This window comes from Rhizobium oryzihabitans, from assembly GCF_010669145.1.
GTDB classification, from domain to species: Bacteria; Pseudomonadota; Alphaproteobacteria; order Rhizobiales; family Rhizobiaceae; genus Agrobacterium; species Agrobacterium oryzihabitans.
Window position 1 is genome coordinate 2,147,673 of the sequence record NZ_CP048632.1, and the last position, 17,211, is coordinate 2,164,883.

General features: G+C 59.0%; 16 protein-coding genes. 8 read left to right on the top strand and 8 right to left on the bottom strand.

What is annotated here, in order from left to right:
• Position 1: 1 nt before the first annotated feature.
• The 4 genes from truB (at position 2) to G3A56_RS11225 (ending at position 5,050) form a co-directional block, all read left to right on the top strand.
• Positions 2-949, top strand: coding sequence for a tRNA pseudouridine(55) synthase TruB (truB, locus tag G3A56_RS11210; protein ID WP_082183373.1), 948 nt, complete (start codon positions 2-4; stop codon positions 947-949).
• 223 nt (positions 950-1,172) lie between these two features.
• Positions 1,173-1,442 carry a 30S ribosomal protein S15 gene (gene rpsO / locus G3A56_RS11215; protein WP_003492949.1) on the top strand — a complete coding sequence of 90 codons (270 nt, stop codon included), beginning with the start codon at positions 1,173-1,175 and terminating at the stop codon, positions 1,440-1,442.
• A gap of 267 nt (positions 1,443-1,709) precedes the next feature.
• Entirely contained in the window at positions 1,710-3,857 is a 2,148-nt protein-coding gene (gene pnp, locus G3A56_RS11220) for a polyribonucleotide nucleotidyltransferase (RefSeq protein ID WP_082183370.1), read from the top strand.
• A 176-nt stretch (positions 3,858-4,033) separates the two neighbouring features.
• Positions 4,034-5,050, top strand: a complete 1,017-nt coding sequence (locus G3A56_RS11225; RefSeq protein WP_082183368.1) for a class I SAM-dependent methyltransferase — start codon at positions 4,034-4,036, stop codon at positions 5,048-5,050.
• A gap of 17 nt (positions 5,051-5,067) precedes the next feature.
• On the opposite strand, the gene G3A56_RS11230 is transcribed toward G3A56_RS11225, so the two are convergent.
• Entirely contained in the window at positions 5,068-6,012 is a 945-nt protein-coding gene (locus G3A56_RS11230; RefSeq protein WP_003492938.1) for an AEC family transporter, read from the bottom strand.
• A gap of 477 nt (positions 6,013-6,489) precedes the next feature.
• Here G3A56_RS11230 and G3A56_RS11235 point away from each other — a divergent pair, with 477 nt between their 5' ends.
• Positions 6,490-7,482: an adenosine kinase gene (locus tag G3A56_RS11235; RefSeq protein ID WP_082183365.1), complete on the top strand. Its 993-nt coding sequence runs from the start codon at positions 6,490-6,492 to the stop codon at positions 7,480-7,482.
• On the opposite strand, the gene G3A56_RS11240 is transcribed toward G3A56_RS11235, so the two are convergent.
• A complete protein-coding gene (locus tag G3A56_RS11240; protein ID WP_175414384.1) occupies positions 7,475-8,008 on the bottom strand; it encodes an SH3 domain-containing protein in 534 nt (177 codons plus the stop codon). The genes G3A56_RS11235 and G3A56_RS11240 overlap by 8 nt on opposite strands.
• 180 nt (positions 8,009-8,188) lie before the next feature.
• On the opposite strand from G3A56_RS11240, the gene G3A56_RS11245 reads away from it, so the two are divergent.
• Positions 8,189-9,193 carry a 2-hydroxyacid dehydrogenase gene (locus G3A56_RS11245; RefSeq protein ID WP_003492931.1) on the top strand — a complete coding sequence of 335 codons (1,005 nt, stop codon included), beginning with the start codon at positions 8,189-8,191 and terminating at the stop codon, positions 9,191-9,193.
• A gap of 48 nt (positions 9,194-9,241) precedes the next feature.
• Positions 9,242-9,931, top strand: coding sequence for a hypothetical protein (locus tag G3A56_RS11250; protein WP_082183360.1), 690 nt, complete (start codon positions 9,242-9,244; stop codon positions 9,929-9,931).
• Positions 9,932-9,957: 26 nt separating this feature from the next.
• Here the strand turns inward: G3A56_RS11250 and G3A56_RS11255 are convergent, their stop codons facing one another.
• From G3A56_RS11255 to recF, 3 genes are read right to left on the bottom strand one after another with little or no spacing between them, the layout of a single operon-like run.
• The gene (locus tag G3A56_RS11255) at positions 9,958-10,434 is read right to left on the bottom strand and encodes a GNAT family N-acetyltransferase (protein WP_082183358.1); all 477 of its coding nucleotides are present in this window, start codon (positions 10,432-10,434) and stop codon (positions 9,958-9,960) included.
• On the bottom strand, positions 10,431-11,198 hold the full coding sequence (locus tag G3A56_RS11260; RefSeq protein WP_082183356.1) for a molybdopterin-synthase adenylyltransferase MoeB: 768 nt from the start codon (positions 11,196-11,198) through the stop codon (positions 10,431-10,433). Before G3A56_RS11260 ends, G3A56_RS11255 begins: the two co-directional genes overlap by 4 nt.
• 22 nt (positions 11,199-11,220) lie before the next feature.
• Entirely contained in the window at positions 11,221-12,348 is a 1,128-nt protein-coding gene (recF, locus tag G3A56_RS11265; RefSeq protein WP_082183354.1) for a DNA replication/repair protein RecF, read from the bottom strand.
• Positions 12,349-12,503: 155 nt separating this feature from the next.
• Between recF and G3A56_RS11270 the strand changes: the two genes are divergently transcribed.
• Positions 12,504-13,616: an alpha/beta hydrolase gene (locus G3A56_RS11270; protein ID WP_082183352.1), complete on the top strand. Its 1,113-nt coding sequence runs from the start codon at positions 12,504-12,506 to the stop codon at positions 13,614-13,616.
• Between the two features lie 29 nt (positions 13,617-13,645).
• On the opposite strand, the gene nrdF is transcribed toward G3A56_RS11270, so the two are convergent.
• The 3 genes from nrdF to nrdI are packed head-to-tail and all read right to left on the bottom strand — an operon-like array spanning position 13,646 to position 17,209.
• On the bottom strand, positions 13,646-14,620 hold the full coding sequence (gene nrdF / locus G3A56_RS11275) for a class 1b ribonucleoside-diphosphate reductase subunit beta (protein ID WP_082183349.1): 975 nt from the start codon (positions 14,618-14,620) through the stop codon (positions 13,646-13,648).
• A gap of 16 nt (positions 14,621-14,636) precedes the next feature.
• The gene (gene nrdE / locus G3A56_RS11280) at positions 14,637-16,823 is read right to left on the bottom strand and encodes a class 1b ribonucleoside-diphosphate reductase subunit alpha (RefSeq protein ID WP_137067563.1); all 2,187 of its coding nucleotides are present in this window, start codon (positions 16,821-16,823) and stop codon (positions 14,637-14,639) included.
• Positions 16,811-17,209: a class Ib ribonucleoside-diphosphate reductase assembly flavoprotein NrdI gene (nrdI, locus tag G3A56_RS11285; RefSeq protein ID WP_082183347.1), complete on the bottom strand. Its 399-nt coding sequence runs from the start codon at positions 17,207-17,209 to the stop codon at positions 16,811-16,813. Before nrdI ends, nrdE begins: the two co-directional genes overlap by 13 nt.
• Between the last annotated feature and the right edge of the window lie 2 nt (positions 17,210-17,211).

Below are 17,211 nucleotides of genomic sequence, written 5' to 3' on the forward strand. Positions count from 1 at the left end.
CATGTCCAAACCACATAAACAGCAGCACCGCAAACCCAAGGGCCGCCCGATTTCGGGCTGGCTCATTCTCGACAAGCCGCTCGATTTCGGCTCCACCGAAGCCGTTTCCAAGATCAAGTGGCTGTTCAACGCCCAGAAGGCCGGCCACGCCGGTACGCTCGATCCGCTGGCTTCCGGCATGTTGCCGATTGCGCTGGGTGATGCCACCAAGACCGTTCCCTACGTCATGGACGGCCGGAAAATCTACGAGTTTACCGTCACCTGGGGTGAGGAGCGCACGACCGACGATCTGGAAGGCGAGGCCGTCAATTCCTCCGACCAGCGCCCGGACGAACAGGCGATCCGCGATATTCTGCCCAATTACACCGGCGTGATCATGCAGACGCCGCCGCAGTTTTCCGCCATCAAGATCGCCGGCGAGCGCGCCTATGATCTGGCGCGCGACGGCGAGACCGTGGAAATCCCGGCACGCGAAGTGGAAATTCACCGCCTGACACTGCTCGCCTGCCCCGATGCCAACACCGCCCATTTCGAGGTGGAATGCGGCAAGGGAACCTATGTGCGTGCACTCGCACGCGACATGGGCCGAGATCTCGGTTGCTACGGCCATATCTCGCAATTGCGGCGTACCATGGTTGCGCCGTTCGGCGAGGACATGATGGTGCCGCTCGAGACCTTGACGGCGCTGGAAGCGATCGAAGATCGCGACGAGCGGCTTGAAGCACTGGACGCGTTTCTGATCGATACGGCGGAGGCGCTTTCCGCCCTTCCCCGCCTCATCATCAACGACGACCAGGCGCACCGGCTGAAAATGGGCAACCCGATCCTGCTGCGCGGGCGCGATGCGCCGGCCAATCATCCGGAAGCCTATGCCACCGCACATGGCAAGCTCATCGCCATCGGCGAGATCGGCGAGGGAGAATTCCGGCCGAAGCGGGTTTTCGGCTGAAACGGCTCCATCTATTCGCCTATGCGTTCCCCAACTGAAAACCGCTTCACACCTTTCCTGGAAACGCTCTGGGAGGCGCAGTCAATCGCCTCTTTCAATTGTACCCGGAATAGTTTATAGGCAGCGCCAGCTTGGGCTTTGCCTTTGCTGCCGAATGGCCTGAGCTGGACGACATCCCGGCTCTAGGCGTCCCATTTTTCCTTAAAATAGAAAGGATCGTCCGATGTCGATTACTGCAGAGCGCAAAGCCGCCCTCATCAAGGAATATGCAACGAAGGAAGGCGACACCGGTTCTCCGGAAGTTCAGGTCGCTATCCTGACCGAGCGGATCAACAACCTCACCGGTCACTTCAAGGACCACAAGAAGGACAACCACTCCCGTCGTGGCCTTCTGACGCTGGTTTCGAGCCGTCGTTCGCTTCTCGACTATCTGAAGAAGAAGGACGAAGCCCGTTACAGCAAGCTGATCGGTGCTCTCGGCATTCGCCGCTAAAACCTTATCCGGCGGGTTTCGCAAAGATACCCGCCGGTTTTTATATCCGGCCTTTTGAAGGTCATCGTGAATTTCCGGGCGTTTGCCACATCTATGGCCCCGGACGATAAGGTAGCCCCGGATGGGCCGGTGTCGCCTTTTCAACCGCAGACCTGTCATGGGGCAGGATTGCCGGATGCTTGGACTTCGAAAGCCTCCGGCTGTCTTGCCCGTGATTGAGTCGTTCTTTGCCCCTACAAGGCGGGCAAGTACAAACAAGGACAAGATATGTTCAATCAACACTCCGTGGAAATCGAATGGGCAGGCCGCCCGCTGAAGCTCGAGACCGGCAAGGTTGCCCGTCAGGCTGACGGCGCCGTCATCGCAACCTACGGCGAGACGATGGTTCTCGCGACCGTGGTTTCCGCAAAGTCCCCGAAGCCCGGCCAGGACTTCTTCCCGCTCACCGTCAACTACCAGGAAAAGACCTACGCGGCCGGCAAGATCCCCGGTGGTTACTTCAAGCGCGAAGGCCGTCCGAGCGAAAACGAAACGCTGGTTTCGCGCCTGATCGACCGCCCGATCCGCCCGCTCTTCCCGGAAGGCTACAAGAACGACACGCAGGTTGTCGTCACCGTCATCCAGCACGATCTGGAAAATAACCCGGACGTTCTGTCGATGGTTGCCACCTCCGCAGCACTGACGCTTTCCGGCATCCCGTTCATGGGCCCGATCGGCGGCGCGCGCGTTGGCTACATCAACGGCGAATACGTTCTGAACCCGCATCTCGACGAAATGGAAGAATCCACTCTCGATCTGGTTGTCGCCGGCACCTCCGACGCTGTTCTGATGGTTGAATCGGAAGCCAAGGAACTCAACGAAGACATCATGCTCGGCGCCGTCATGTTCGGCCACAAGGGCTTCCAGCCGGTCATCGACGCGATCATCAAGCTCGCCGAAGTTGCCGCCAAGGAACCCCGCGAATTCGAACCGGAAGACTTCTCCGCGCTCGAAAACGAAATGCTGGCGCTCGCCGAAGCCGAACTGCGCGATGCCTACAAGATCACCGAAAAGGCTGCCCGTTACGCTGCCGTCGACGCTGTCAAGGCGAAGGTGAAGGCGCACTTCCTGCCGGAAGAAGGCGAAGCCAAGTATACGCCGGAAGAAATCGGCGCTGTCTTCAAGCACCTTCAGGCCAAGATCGTTCGCTGGAACGTTCTCGACACCAAGAGCCGTATCGATGGCCGCGACCTGTCGACCGTTCGTCCGATCATCTCGGAAGTCGGCCTTCTGCCCCGCACGCACGGTTCGGCACTGTTCACCCGTGGTGAAACCCAGGCGATCGTTGTTGCGACGCTCGGCACCGGCGAAGACGAGCAGTATGTCGACAGCCTCACCGGCATGTACAAGGAACGCTTCCTGCTGCATTACAACTTCCCGCCCTACTCGGTCGGTGAAACAGGCCGCATGGGCTCCCCGGGCCGTCGCGAAATCGGTCACGGCAAGCTCGCATGGCGCGCTATCCGCCCGATGCTGCCGACTGCGGAACAGTTCCCCTACACGCTGCGCGTCGTTTCCGAAATCACCGAGTCCAACGGCTCCTCGTCGATGGCAACGGTTTGCGGCACCTCGCTTGCACTGATGGACGCCGGCGTTCCGCTGGCAAAGCCGGTTGCCGGTATCGCCATGGGTCTTATCCTTGAGGGCGAGCGCTTTGCGGTTCTCTCCGACATCCTCGGTGACGAAGACCACCTTGGCGACATGGACTTCAAGGTCGCCGGTACTGCCGATGGCATCACCTCGCTGCAGATGGACATCAAGATCGCCGGCATCACCGAAGAGATCATGAAGATCGCTCTGGAGCAGGCACAGGGTGGCCGCAAGCACATCCTCGGTGAAATGGCCAACGCCATCACCGAGAGCCGTGGCCAGCTCGGCGAATTCGCACCGCGCATCGAAGTGATGAACATTCCGGTCGACAAGATCCGTGAAGTCATCGGTTCCGGCGGCAAGGTCATTCGCGAAATCGTCGAAAAGACCGGCGCGAAGATCAACATCGAGGATGACGGCACCGTCAAGATCGCTTCCTCTTCCGGCAAGGAAATCGAAGCGGCCCGCAAGTGGATCCACTCGATCGTTGCAGAACCGGAAGTCGGCCAGATCTACGAAGGCACGGTCGTCAAGACCGCCGACTTCGGCGCTTTCGTCAACTTCTTCGGCGCCCGCGACGGCCTCGTTCATATCTCGCAGCTTGCTTCCGAGCGTGTTGCCAAGACCTCTGACGTCGTCAAGGAAGGCGACAAGGTCTGGGTGAAGCTGATGGGCTTCGACGAGCGTGGCAAGGTTCGCCTGTCCATGAAGGTTGTCGACCAGGCCACCGGCCAGGAAGTCGCTGCCGACAAGAAGAAGGAAGACGGCGAAGCCGCTGCCGAATAAGGCCGCGCCGCCAGACCCTATCGAGGCGCGGGTTTTGCCCGCGCCTTTTTTCTATTAGAGCGTTTCCGCCTTTCTCCGAAACGCGAAAGCGCTCTACTTATTTGTTTTTACGCATTTTCCGGGCGTAAAACCGCGACGCAATTTTACTGGAAATGCTCGATCTTAAGGACGCTCCAATGAGCCGTGACGCAGTCAAAACCCTTTTCCATCCCTTTGCCGCAGAAATGCTCGACATGCCGAAAGAGGGCGAGCGCGTTCTGTTTCTGGGAGCAGAGGCCGGCCCACGGCTGGACGGTTTTGATGCGGAGATCGTCGCGGTCCAGCATCTGAGGCCGCTCTACCGGCCCCTGCAGGCGCAGGGTGCGCAGGTCACACCCGATGTTTCGGGCGAGAACTACGATGCCGCGCTTCTGCTGTGCGGCAAACACCGTGGCGAAAACGAAAACCGTATTGCCGAAGCACTTTCGCGCGTGAAAGCCGGTGGCCTCATCGTCGCTGCCGGATCGAAGGAAGACGGCATTCTGACCCTGCGCAAGACGCTTGCAAAGCTTGGCATCGAAGCGGAATCAACGCCGAAATATCACGGCGTCGCCGTCTGGTTCAGGCGGCCGGACGATGTTTCGCTTGCCGTGTCGAAGCTCGCCCAGCATTCCGTTACGGTCGCTGGCCGTTTCACCGCCATGCCCGGCATGTTCTCGCATGATCGCGTGGATGACGGTTCGGAGCTCCTCGCATCGCGCCTGCCGACCGACTTTGACGGCAATGCTGCCGATTTTGGCGCAGGATGGGGTTATCTCTCGATCATGCTTGCGGAAAAATCACCGCGCACGGCCCGCATCGATCTTTTTGAAGCGGACTGGAATGCGCTCGAATTCGCCAAGACCAATCTTCTTGAAAATAATCCGCGGCTGACGGCGCGCTTCTTCTGGCAGGATCTGGCAAACGAGCCGCCCAAGGAAAAATACGACCTCATCATCATGAACCCGCCTTTCCACGCAGCGGGACAGGCAGCGGAACCCGCACTCGGTCAGGCCTTCATCAAGGCTGCGGCCGGCGCGCTTCGCAGCGGCGGAAAGCTGCTGATGGTTGCCAATCGCGGCATGCCCTATGAGCCGGTGCTCGCGGCGGAATTCCGCACCAGCGCCGAGGTATGCCGCAACGCGCGCTTCAAAATCCTGAGCGCCCAGAAGTAATCAAGTCCGCAGAATAATCAGCTCAACAGCCATGCCCACAGCGACACGGAAAGAACACCTGTCGCCGTGGAAATGCTGATGGTGGAGGCCGCAACGCTGTGGCCGATACCGAAGCGGTTGGCGATCAGCCAAGCGTTCACCCCCGTCGGCACGGAAGAGGTGAGCACCAGCGCGGCTGTCCATTCCCGGCTGAGGCCGAGCGCGTGGCCCATGGCCCACACACAGGCGGGTAGAAGCAGCAGCTTGAAAACCGTCATGGTGACGGCGATCCCGAGATTGCCGCGAATGGTATATTTCGTCAGCGCCATGCCGAGCGAGATAAGTGCCGCCGGTCCCGCCATGGAGGCGATCTGGTCAACCACGGTCTTGAGGATAGGCGTCAGCGTCACACCGGAAACATTGGTGGAAAGCCCGATGAAAAGTCCTATCACCAGCGGATTGGTGACGAGGTTCCGGCCCACCTGCTTGAAGACCGCAGCCGTGCTGCGCTTTTCGCCGCCAACCGCCTTGTGTGTGGCGTTCTCCATCAGGATCGTGCCGGCGATCATCATGACCGGCAGGTGGATGGCCAGCAGAATGGACAAAGCGACCAGCCCCTCATCCCCCACGGACCGCCCGACGAGCGGCAGACCGATGAAGATATTGTTGGCGAAGGCCGAGGATATGCCGGCTATGACGGCGATGCGGACATCCTGCTTGAAGACATAACGCGTGACGATATGGCCGACCGTCCAGGTTACGGCGACACCCGCAAAATATGTGAGCCATAAGCGAAAAGGCGATGCGCCGTGAAAATTCGCTTCCGCGAGCGTTCGGAAGATCAGGGTCGGCACGGCGATCTTGAACACGAAATCGCTGAGAATCTCGCCGGCATCGGCCCTGAACAGACCGGCCTTGACGGTGAGCCAGCCGATCAGGATGAGAATGAAAATGGGAGCGACGTTCGCGGCAACGGCAGACATGGAGGGAAAGCTTTCGCGGCTTTGCGGGAGATACTCCGCTTTAGAGCGTTTTCCGAGGGAATGGAATCGCGAAAACGCTATGCCGCCCTGTTTTCATGCAATGCGGAAGAACCTTCATGCTACCGGAGCCCAACGGCGAGGCGCATGTGCCGAAGCTTCTCCCCGCTCAGTCCATGGCGCGGAGGCAATGAGCCAAAAGAAAAAGCGGGGTTTCCCCCGCCTTTTGTCATATCCGTTATATGCCGCCAGTACATCCGTGACGGAGATAACGGTGGAGCCAGAAAACCTCATGTCTTCCATTCAGGTCCGTATTCACACACCTTTTGCTCTGACCGGAGAGATAGCTTAACCATATTACAGGCAAATGACGCATCTCGCTCTCTCGTGGAGAACGGCATATTTCCCTCATGGGCTTTTCTTGAAGCCAGAAATGTTTAAGACCATTCGGAAAATACCCACCGCCAAACGGATAGGCCCATGACGAAATTCGACGTACTGACTGTCGGCAATGCCATCGTCGACATCATTTCCCGCTGCGATGATCAGTTCCTGAATGACAATGCCATTACCAAGGGTGCGATGAACCTCATCGACGCGGAGCGGGCCGAACTGCTTTATTCGCTGATGGGACCGGCTCTGGAGGCATCCGGCGGAAGTGCGGGCAACACGGCCGCAGGCGTGGCGAATTTCGGCGGCAAGGCCGCCTATTTCGGCAAGGTGGCCGAAGACCAGCTTGGAGAAATCTTCCAGCACGACATCCGCGCGCAGGGCGTCTATTTCGAAACCAAACCGGAAGGGACGTTTCCGCCGACCGCCCGTTCGATGATCTTCGTCACCGAGGATGGCGAACGCTCGATGAACACCTATCTCGGCGCCTGCGTGGATCTCGGTCCGGAAGACGTCGAAGAGAATGTGGTGGCGGATACGAAAGTCACCTATTTCGAAGGTTATCTGTGGGACCCGCCGCGCGCCAAGGACGCCATTCGCGAATGCGCCCGCATTGCGCATGAGAACGGCCGCGAAGTCTCCATGACGCTTTCCGACAGTTTCTGCGTCGGCCGCTATCGTGAAGAATTTCTCGACCTGATGCGTTCCGGCACGGTGGACATTGTTTTCGCCAACAAGCAGGAAGCGCTTTCGCTTTACGAAACCGACGATTTCGAACTGGCGCTGACGAAAATCGCAGCCGATTGCAAGATCGCAGCCGTGACGATGAGCGAAGAAGGCGCCGTCATCCTGCGCGGTACGGAACGCGTGAAGGTGGACGCCTATCCGGTGCATGACGTCGTTGACACGACGGGTGCGGGCGATCTTTTCGCCGCCGGCTTCCTGTTCGGCTACACGCAGGACCGGTCTCTGGAAGATTGCGGCAAACTCGGCTGCCTCGCCGCCGCCGCCGTTATTCAACAGGTCGGGCCACGCCCCATGTCATCCCTGAAGGTTCTGGGCGCGAAACACGGCCTTATTTAAAGGCCTCGCCGGGGTAAGCACCCCAGATTTCGCCCTGCGACACCCAGCCCGAGGCCTGACCGGCCTCGGCGCGGCACCAGTCACCGTTGCATTCGCCTATCCTGAAGACGACGCCCGGCTCCAGCCGGGCGATGACGGCAGCGCCCGACTGCGCATCGCGGCGCATGTTCACGTAGACTTCCTTGCCCTTGCCGCGCATCCAGGGGGCGGCAACCGCCGTGCGTTCACCCGAAAGCAGCGCCTGGTTGACCCAGCCTTCCGTGCCGTCGGCATCACGGATGCGCCGCCAGTTTTCATATTCCTGGATGATTTCCACCGGCATTCCCGATTTCAGATACATCCAGGAGACGGCATAATCCGTGCTGGGGCCGATGCGCATGTTGACGCGCTTTGATTTCAGGCTGACGAACCGCGGCAGAGGCAGGCCGCTTGCGCCCTTGGCAGCGCCCTGCGCCATGGCTTCGGTCGCCGCGCCAAGGAGGCCCAAAGACAATGCAATGCAAACGATAGAAACCACACTGCGCATGCCCATTTCCGTTTCCCGCCTTCTGCAAACCGGATGATATTCGAGGAGGCTCGTTTCCACATGCCTCAAGCTTCAGCGAGATTTGTTTGTCTTCGCCGGTGGGTCTGGTAGAAACGCCCTGATTGAAAGAAATTATCGCTCTTTCTGGTTAATGACTTCTGAACAAGGCAGCGGCAAACGATGACCCACAAGAAGAGACCGACAGTCTATATCACCCGCAAATTGCCTGACGTCGTCGAAACCAGAATGAGGGAACTCTTCGATGCCGAACTGAACATCGATGATACGCAGCGCAGCGAAGACGAGCTTGTGGCCGCCATGCAGCGGGTCGATGTTCTGGTGCCGACCGTGACCGACCGCATTACCGCCGCCATGATCGACAAGGCCGGGCCACAGCTGAAGCTGATTGCGAGCTTTTCCAACGGCATCGACCATGTGGATGTGGACGCCGCCGCCCGAAAGGGCATCACCGTCACCAACACCCCTAACGTGCTGACCGAAGATACCGCCGATATCACCATGGCGCTGGCGCTTGCCGTGCCGCGCCGCATGATCGAAGGCACACGCGTTCTCGCCAACGGCGCGGATGAATGGCTGGGCTGGTCACCGACCTGGATGCTCGGCCGGCGCATTTCCGGCAAGCGCATCGGCATTGTCGGCATGGGCCGTATCGGCACGGCGGTTGCGCGACGCGCCAAGGCCTTCGGCCTTTCCATCCATTATCATAACCGCAAACGCGTCAATCCGGCCACCGAGACGGAGCTTGAGGCGACCTATTGGGACAGCCTCGACCAGATGCTGGCGCGGGTGGACATCGTCTCCGTCAATTGCCCCTCAACGCCGGCAACCTATCACCTGATCTCGGCGCGGCGGCTCGCGCTGATGCAGCCGACCAGCTACATCGTCAACACGGCGCGCGGCGACATCATCGATGAGGCGGCGATGATCCAGTGCCTTCGCGAAGGAAAGATCGCCGGCGCCGGGCTCGATGTCTACGAGAACGAGCCTGCGGTAAACCCAAAGCTCATCAAGCTCGCCAAGGAAGGCAAGGTCGTGCTGCTTCCGCATATGGGTTCGGCGACGATCGAAGGCCGCATCGAAATGGGCGACAAGGTCATTATCAACATCCGCACGCTGTTCGACGGCCATCGCCCGCCCAACAGGGTGCTGCCGGGGCGAAACTGAACCGGTTCAGGCAAGCCGTGTCTGATCGTCACATCGGAGGGGAGTTCAATGGCAATCCAGGCGAAGTTTCTGCTGCTCATATCGGTCCTCATCGTTCTAATTAGCGGTCCGGCCCGCGCTGCCCCGCCCTCACCCGAGGAAACCGCGGAACTCTATTATCGCGCCTGGCTGAATTTTGATCGCGCCAGCATGGTTCGCCTCAGCAAGGAATGGGGATCGTCGGGTAACGGGCAGCGCTACACCGACATGGATCTGGTTTCCAACCCCGTTGCATGGCAGCGCAAATACAAGGGTATGCACGCTCCCAAGGGAACCACGAAGGAGCAGTCCGACCAGTTCGCACGGCTCTGGGTCGCCAGCACGGAACGGGTGCGCTGCGAGGCCGAACCCGCGCGTATCGGCTCCCAATCGCCCACCGGTCTCTCTGTGGCGCGGGTAAAGATGAACTGCTCCCTGCCGGATGTCGGGCCTGCATTCCAGCGGCTGAAGGCAGCCGCAAATGCGGAGGATATTGGCGATAAAACCCGCATGCCTTCCGCGAAACTCATGAAGCAGATGGTGGCGGCCACGAAGTCGGCTCCGCTCACCCACAAGGTCGCTACGGAAATTCAGCTCGTCAGAGGTCCGGATAAAGGCGTCTGGCGGGTCGGATCGGCCGAAGTGCAGTCACAGACGGGACTTGACCGTGTCTCTTCCGTCTTTCTCTCCCAAATGCTTCAGTCCGGTCTTTTGCGATAGACTTTGCCGGGCGGAACGGAACGGTCTCAGCCGAGAAATTTCGTCATTTCAATCGAAGTCGTGCGGTCATAACCGGGATGGGCATTTTCGGCGGTCTTGACGAAACCCCAGGCGGCGAATTTGGCATGATTGGCGATAAGCTCGATACGAGTTTCCAGCCGCAGCGCCGGTAACGCCAATTCGCGGGCCAGCGCTTCGGCCTGTTCCAGAAGCACGCTGCCGATGCCCTTTCCCTGCGCGTTCGGGGAAACACAGAGTTTGCCGACATAAAGACAGGCCGGCGGCTCCGGCCGGCAAAACAGGCAGCCCACAATCTCATCGCCATCAAGCGCCACGAAGGCGATCTCCACCCTCGCCTTCTCCGCCAGATTTTCAAGCGTCAGGCGATGGGCTGAGGATGGCGGGTCGATGACGCCATCCATATAGGCGAAGGAGGACATGATGAGCGCCAGCAATTCCTGCCAGCGACTGAATTCTTCCCCGATCTTGGCGATCGCGATCATGGTTTCTTTTCCGCTAGCCGCCGCTTGTACCGCACGGTTTCGAAACGGGCTGACAGGGCATCATAAAGGAGCAGGCGGCCGATCAACGGCTCCCCGGCACCGGTGATCACCTTGATCGCCTCCATGGCCATGATGGTGCCGATCACCCCGGTCAGCGCCCCGACAATGCCCGTTTCGGCGCAATTCGGAATAAGGCCCTGTGGCGGCGGCTCGGGAAACAGATCGCGGTAACCCGGCAAAAGATTGCCATCGGCACTCGCCTCATAGGGTTTGAGCACCGTCACAGAACCATCGAAACGACCGACGGCACCCGTGACCAGCGGCCGTTTTGCGGCTTCTGCGGCGTCGGCTGCGGCATAACGCGTATCAAAGTTATCCGAGCCATCAATAAGGAGATCGAAGGATGGCAGATGGTCATGCGCCCAGACCTCAGAAAACCGCTCCTCATACACAAGGGTGCGGACATGCGGGTTGAGCCGGGCGATGGCTGCACGGGCGCTTGCGGTTTTCAATTCGCCGATAGTGCCGCTATCGTGAATTACCTGCCGCTGGAGATTGGAGAGGGACACCACATCGTCATCAATGAGGCCGAGCGTGCCGACACCGGCGGCGGCCAGATAATGAAGGACAGGGGCGCCGAGACCGCCGGCACCAATCACCAGCACGCGCGCCGCTTTCAGCCGCTGCTGCCCGGCACCGCCGATTTCCGGCAACAGAATGTGGCGCTTGTAGCGTTCGATTTCCTCCGGGCTCAGCGGGTCCATGTCGCACTCCATCTCTCTGCCGTCATGCCATGATGCTCCCGTGAGAAACATTGAAGAATTGCGCCCGCTCGCCAAGGGCGGAGAACATCGCCGCATCCGTTCCGGTCATGAAACTCTGGCCGCCGAGTGCGTGGATGAGATCGAACAGGGCGGCACGCCTTCCCTCGTCCAGATGGGCGGCGATCTCGTCCAGCAGCAGAACCGGCGCATGGCCGGTCATATTTGCGGTAAGCTGCGCATGGGCAAGCACCAGCCCCACCAGCAGCGCCTTCTGCTCCCCTGTTGAACAGCGTTCGGCTTCCATGTTCTTTTCCGCATGGCGCACGAAGAGATCGACGCGGTGCGGACCATCGAGCGTGCGGCCGGCTGCGGCGTCACGATACCGGCCCTCACGCAACATCAGGCCATATTCGTCTTCGAGATCAACGGCCGGCCGGTTCAGCATGTCGTCCATGAAACCGGAAAGCGAAAGCGCCGCCGATGGGAAGGCCGCGTCGCCCGCTCTGCCTTCGATGAGGTTCTTCAAAAGGCCAAGCATTTCATAACGGGCGACAGCCATGGAGATGCCGAGTTCCGCCATCTGCTTTTCTATCCCGTCCAGCCAGACCGGATCGAAACGGCCTTCAGAAAGCAGGCGGTTGCGGCCGCGCATGGCCTTTTCGAAATCGCTCGCCCGCCGCCCATGGGCAGGATCGAGCGACAGCACCAGCCGGTCGAGAAAACGCCGGCGATCCGAGGACGAGCCGGTAAAGAGACCGTCCATGGCGGGCGTCAGCCACAGCACACGCAGATGATCCGTCAATTCATCGACCGACTTCACCGATGTTCCGTTCAGCCTCAGGCGACGCGATACCACCTCACCGTCACCTTCGATCCCGGTCCCAATGGCAACTTCGCCATCCATGCCATCCACATCCGCAAAAATCGAAAAACCGACGGCTTCCGCACCGACGCGAGTGACATCGGACAGGGTGGCGCGGCGCAGGCCCCTTCCCGGTGAAAGAAAGGACACCGCCTCGAGGAGATTTGTTTTGCCGGAACCGTTGTCGCCTGTCAGCACCACATGGCGGTCATCAAGCGTGAGCGACGCTGCCGCATAGTTGCGGAAGTCCGTGAGTTTCAGCCGTAAAAGCGACACCTTATTCGTCATCTGTACGGCCTAAAACGAACATCGCCGGATAGCAAGGTGGGGAACGTCCCTCCCATATCGAAGACCCTGCCCAACAACGCAATCCATTCTCCAGTAGCAACTTTTTTAGCGCCCGGTTATTTATGAGCCGGTCCTCATCACCGGTAACCCCATTCATGCGCCTGATCTTATCGCTCCTTCTCGCTCTCGGCCTTCTTTCATCCTGCGCAGGCAGGCCGGGGGCGGATGTGCTACAGGCCATAAATACCAAGACCGGCGACGCGAAAATCGTGACCGCCTATGTGGCGAGCACGCGGGAAAGAAACAAGGAAGCCAAAAAGGGCTTCACCGCGGAGCGCGCGGCCGAGCCCAACTATGCACGCTTCGATATTTCCGTTCCGCCCGACCATAAAAGCGGAAATATAGAATGGTCCAAAGGCAAGCCTGACCCGAAAAAGGATTTTGTGGTCACCAAGGCCGACACACTGACGAAAGCACGCTTCAACGAAGATCTTGGAGATGTCACGCGGTCTGGCAAACAGATCGCCCTTTTTGTCCATGGCTATAATTACAGCTATCAGGAGGCCCTGTTCCGCGCGGCACAAATGGCCGCCGACGCCAATATGGATGGCGTGCCGCTGGTCTTTTCCTGGCCGTCGCAGGCGAGCGTCACCGGTTATGTGGCCGACAAGGAATCAGCGACCTATTCGCGCGACGCGCTGGCCATGGTGCTGACCGACCTTACCCGGCAGACACCGCGAAAAAGCATTGTCGTGTTCGGTCACAGCATGGGCGGCTGGCTGGTCATGGAAGCGCTGCGGCAATTGCGCTTCGAAGGCAGGAACGATGTGCTCTCCAAACTACAGGTCGTGCTGGCCGCGCCGGATATCGACGCCGATGTGTTCCGCAAGCAGATCGAGGTGGTGGGACGGCTCAATCCGCCGCTCACCGTTCTCGTCTCCAAAGACGATCGAGCCCTGAAGGCCTCCTCTATCCTCGGGGCCGACGTCACCCGTATCGGCGCGCTGGATGTGACCGATCCGCAGGTGCAGGAAGCTGCCCTGAAAGAGGGCGTGCAATTCGTGGATATTTCCAATCTGAAGGCGTCGGACCCGCTCAACCATGACCGCTATGCGGCACTGGCGTCGCTGGTGCCACAACTGGAGGCGAGCCGGAACGGCAACGGCGAAAACGGCATAGGCCGCGCGGGCGCCTTTGTGTTCGATGCAATCGGGGCAACCGTCTCCAGCCCCTTCCGGCTTGCGAGCCAGGTGGTGAACCCGCAATAGCTTTTGCGGGTCCTTTCGACATAGCGGTTTTAGAAATCCCAGTCTTCGTCTTCGGTCGCGACCGCCTTGCCGATGACATAGGATGAGCCGGAACCCGAGAAGAAGTCGTGATTTTCGTCGGCATTAGGCGAGAGCGCCGACAGGATCGCCGGATTGACCCGGCAGGCCTCGGCGGGAAACAGCGCCTCGTAACCCAGATTCATCAGCGCCTTGTTGGCGTTGTAATGCAGGAACTGCTTGACGTCTTCGGTCAGCCCGACGCCGTCATAGAGGTCTTCGGTGTATTTCGCTTCATTGTCATAAAGCTCGAGCAAGAGATCGAAGGCGAAATCCTTGATCTCCTGTTTTTCGCTTTCGCCCAGACGCTTCAGCGCCCGCTGGAACTTGTAGCCTATGTAATAGCCGTGCACGGCCTCGTCGCGGATGATGAGACGGATCAGATCTGCGGTGTTGGTCAGCTTCGCCCGGCTTGACCAGAACATCGGCAGATAGAAGCCGGAATAGAACAGAAAGCTCTCCAGAAACACGCTGGCGACCTTCATTTTCAACGGATTGCCGCTGTCATATTCGCGCATGATGAGTGCGGATTTACGCTGCAGGAACTCGTTTTCCTCCGACCAGCGATAGGCGTCATCGACGTCAGGCGTGGAGCAGAGCGTCGAGAAGATCGAGGAATAGGAGCGTGCGTGCACGGCCTCCATGAAGGAGATGTTGGACAGTACCCCCTCCTCATGCGGCGTGGCCGAATCCGCCATCAGGCGCACAGCGCCGACACCGTTCTGGATGGTGTCGAGCAAAGTCAGTCCGGTGAAGACGCGGATCGTCAGTTTCTGCTCTTCCGGCTTCAGCGTTCCCCAGGAGGGGATATCATTGGAGAGCGGCACTTTTTCCGGCAGCCAGAAATTCGATGTCAGGCGGTTCCAGACTTCGAGATCCTTGTCGTCCTCGATACGGTTCCAGTTGACCGCGCGAATGCGGGACACGGGTTTTACGGCAATGTTCATTCTCTTGTCCCTCAATTCAGAGCGTGCAGGAAACGCAGCCCTGAACCTGCGTGCCTTCCAGCGCCATCTGGCGCAAACGGATGTAGTAGATCGTCTTGATGCCCTTCTTCCAGGCGTAGATCTGCGCGCGGTTGATATCGCGCGTCGTCGCCGTATCGCGGAAGAACAAAGTCAGCGACAGGCCCTGATCGACATGCTGGGTTGCCGCCGCATAGGTATCGATGATCTTTTCCGGACCGATCTCATAGGCATCCTGATAATATTCGAGATTATCGTTGGAGAGATAGGAAGCCGGGTAATAAACGCGGCCGATCTTGCCCTCTTTGCGGATTTCGATCTTGGAGACGATCGGATGAATCGAGGATGTCGAGTGGTTGATATAGGAGATCGAGCCGGTGGGCGGCACGGCCTGGAGGTTCTGATTATAGAGGCCGGAAGCCATGACGGCCTCCTTCAATGCCCTCCAGTCTTCCTGCGTTGGAATGGAAATGCCGGCTTTTTCGAAGAGGTCGCGGACCTTTTCCGTCGCAGGCAGCCACTCCCGGTCGGTATATTTGTCGAAATACTCGCCCGAGGCATATTTGGAGTTTTCAAAGCCCTTGAAGCTCTGGCCCCTTTCCACGGCAAGGCGATTGCTGGCGCGGATGGCGTGGTAGGTCACCGTATAGAAATAGATATTGGTGAAATCGACGCCTTCTTCGGAACCATAGAAGATGCGCTCCCGCGCCAGATAACCGTGCAGGTTCATCTGGCCGAGCCCGATGGCGTGGCTGGCATCATTGCCCTTTTCCACCGAGGGTACGGAAGAGATGTGGCTCATATCCGAAACCGCCGTCAGCGCCCGGATGGAGGTCTCGATCGTCTTGCCGAAATCTGCCGAATCCATTGCTGATGCAATGTTGAGCGAGCCGAGATTGCAGGAAATATCCTTGCCCATATGGCTATAGGACAGATCGGCGTTTAACTCGCTCGCTTCGCTGACCTGAAGAATCTCCGAGCAGAGATTGCTCATGCTGATACGACCGGCGATCGGATTGGCGCGGTTCACCGTATCCTCGAACATAATGTAGGGATAACCACTTTCAAACTGGATTTCGGCGATGACCTGGAAGAACTCACGCGCCTTGATCTTCTTCTTGCGGATGCGGCTGTCGGCGACCATTTCATGATATTTTTCGGTGACCGAAATCTCGGTCAGCGGCACGCCATAGACCCGCTCCACATCATAGGGCGAGAACAAATACATATCCTCGTTGTTGCGGGCGAGTTCGAAGGTGATGTCGGGGATCACCACGCCGAGCGACAGGGTCTTGATGCGGATTTTTTCGTCGGCGTTTTCGCGCTTCGTATCAAGGAAGCGCATGATGTCCGGGTGGTGGGCATGCAGATAGACCGCGCCAGCACCCTGGCGTGCTCCGAGCTGGTTGGCATAGGAAAACGAATCTTCCAGCAACTTCATCACCGGAATGACGCCGGACGACTGGTTCTCGATCTGTTTGATCGGCGCTCCGAATTCGCGAATATTGGTCAAGGAAAGCGCCACGCCGCCGCCGCGCTTGGAAAGCTGCAGGGCCGAATTGATGGAGCGGCCTATGCTCTCCATATTGTCTTCTACACGCAGCAGAAAACACGAGACCAGCTCACCACGGCTTTTCTTGCCGGCGTTGAGAAAGGTCGGTGTTGCCGGCTGGAAGCGGCCCGAAATAATCTCATCGACCAGATCGCGGGCAAGCTGCTCATCGCCACGCGCAAGGGCCAGCGCCACCATGCAGACGCGATCCTCGTAACGCTCCAGATAGCGTTTTCCGTCGAAGGTCTTCAGCGTATAGGAGGTGTAATATTTGAAGGCGCCGAGAAAGGTCGGAAAGCGGAATTTCCGGGCATAGGCTTCATCGTAGAGGTCACGAACGAAATTGAAGGAATACTGGTCCAGCACCTCCTGCTCGTAATATCCTTCGGTCACCAGATAATCGAGCTTTTCCCTGAGGTTATGGAAAAAGACGGTATTCTGGTTGACGTGCTGGAGGAAATATTGCCTCGCCGCAAGGCGGTCCTTGTCGAGCTGGATTTTTCCATCCGCGTCATAGAGGTTCAGCATCGCGTTCAGCGCGTGGTAGTCCAGCCCAGTATCGACCGGTTTCTGGCTTGCGGCTACCGGCTGTTTGGCGTCCTTGCGCAGCGCGCTCGAGGTCAGCGTGTCCAAAATCGTTCCAATCCATGTTTGACATTGGCGACATCTTCCTCCGTGCCGAGAAGCTCGAAGCGATAGAGAAACGGCACCGCGCATTTGCGCGAGACGATATCTCCGGCGGATGCGAAAGCTGCGCCAAAATTCGTGTTTCCCGCCGCGATGACGCCGCGAATGAGGTTTCGGTTGGAGGGCTCGTTCAAGAACCGGATCACCGGTTTCGGCACGGCCCCTTTCGTGCCGCCGCCCCCATAGGTGGGGGTGACGAGTACATAGGGTTCCGACACATGCGGCACCTCCTCCTCGGCACCCAGCGGCAGGCGAAACAATCGTCGTCCCAGTTTCTGAAGGAAGCGATGCGTGTTTTCGGACCGGCTGGAATAATAGACGATCAGCCCCATCG

Excerpts from the sequence above, each read along its gene's own strand:
- G3A56_RS11225 (WP_082183368.1), top strand. The coding sequence starts at position 4,034 with ATGAGCCGTGACGCAGTCAAAACCCTTTTCCATCCCTTTGCCGCAGAA.
- G3A56_RS11235 (WP_082183365.1), top strand. The coding sequence starts at position 6,490 with ATGACGAAATTCGACGTACTGACTGTCGGCAATGCCATCGTCGACATC.
- nrdF (WP_082183349.1), bottom strand. The coding sequence starts at position 14,620 with ATGAACATTGCCGTAAAACCCGTGTCCCGCATTCGCGCGGTCAACTGG.
- G3A56_RS11240 (WP_175414384.1), bottom strand. The coding sequence starts at position 8,008 with ATGCGCAGTGTGGTTTCTATCGTTTGCATTGCATTGTCTTTGGGCCTC.
- G3A56_RS11260 (WP_082183356.1), bottom strand. The coding sequence starts at position 11,198 with ATGGACCCGCTGAGCCCGGAGGAAATCGAACGCTACAAGCGCCACATT.
- nrdI (WP_082183347.1), bottom strand. The coding sequence starts at position 17,209 with ATGGGGCTGATCGTCTATTATTCCAGCCGGTCCGAAAACACGCATCGC.
- pnp (WP_082183370.1), top strand. The coding sequence starts at position 1,710 with ATGTTCAATCAACACTCCGTGGAAATCGAATGGGCAGGCCGCCCGCTG.
- G3A56_RS11270 (WP_082183352.1), top strand. The coding sequence starts at position 12,504 with ATGCGCCTGATCTTATCGCTCCTTCTCGCTCTCGGCCTTCTTTCATCC.
- G3A56_RS11255 (WP_082183358.1), bottom strand. The coding sequence starts at position 10,434 with ATGATCGCGATCGCCAAGATCGGGGAAGAATTCAGTCGCTGGCAGGAA.
- G3A56_RS11245 (WP_003492931.1), top strand. The coding sequence starts at position 8,189 with ATGACCCACAAGAAGAGACCGACAGTCTATATCACCCGCAAATTGCCT.
- truB (WP_082183373.1), top strand. The coding sequence starts at position 2 with ATGTCCAAACCACATAAACAGCAGCACCGCAAACCCAAGGGCCGCCCG.
- G3A56_RS11230 (WP_003492938.1), bottom strand. The coding sequence starts at position 6,012 with ATGTCTGCCGTTGCCGCGAACGTCGCTCCCATTTTCATTCTCATCCTG.
- G3A56_RS11250 (WP_082183360.1), top strand. The coding sequence starts at position 9,242 with ATGGCAATCCAGGCGAAGTTTCTGCTGCTCATATCGGTCCTCATCGTT.
- recF (WP_082183354.1), bottom strand. The coding sequence starts at position 12,348 with ATGACGAATAAGGTGTCGCTTTTACGGCTGAAACTCACGGACTTCCGC.
- rpsO (WP_003492949.1), top strand. The coding sequence starts at position 1,173 with ATGTCGATTACTGCAGAGCGCAAAGCCGCCCTCATCAAGGAATATGCA.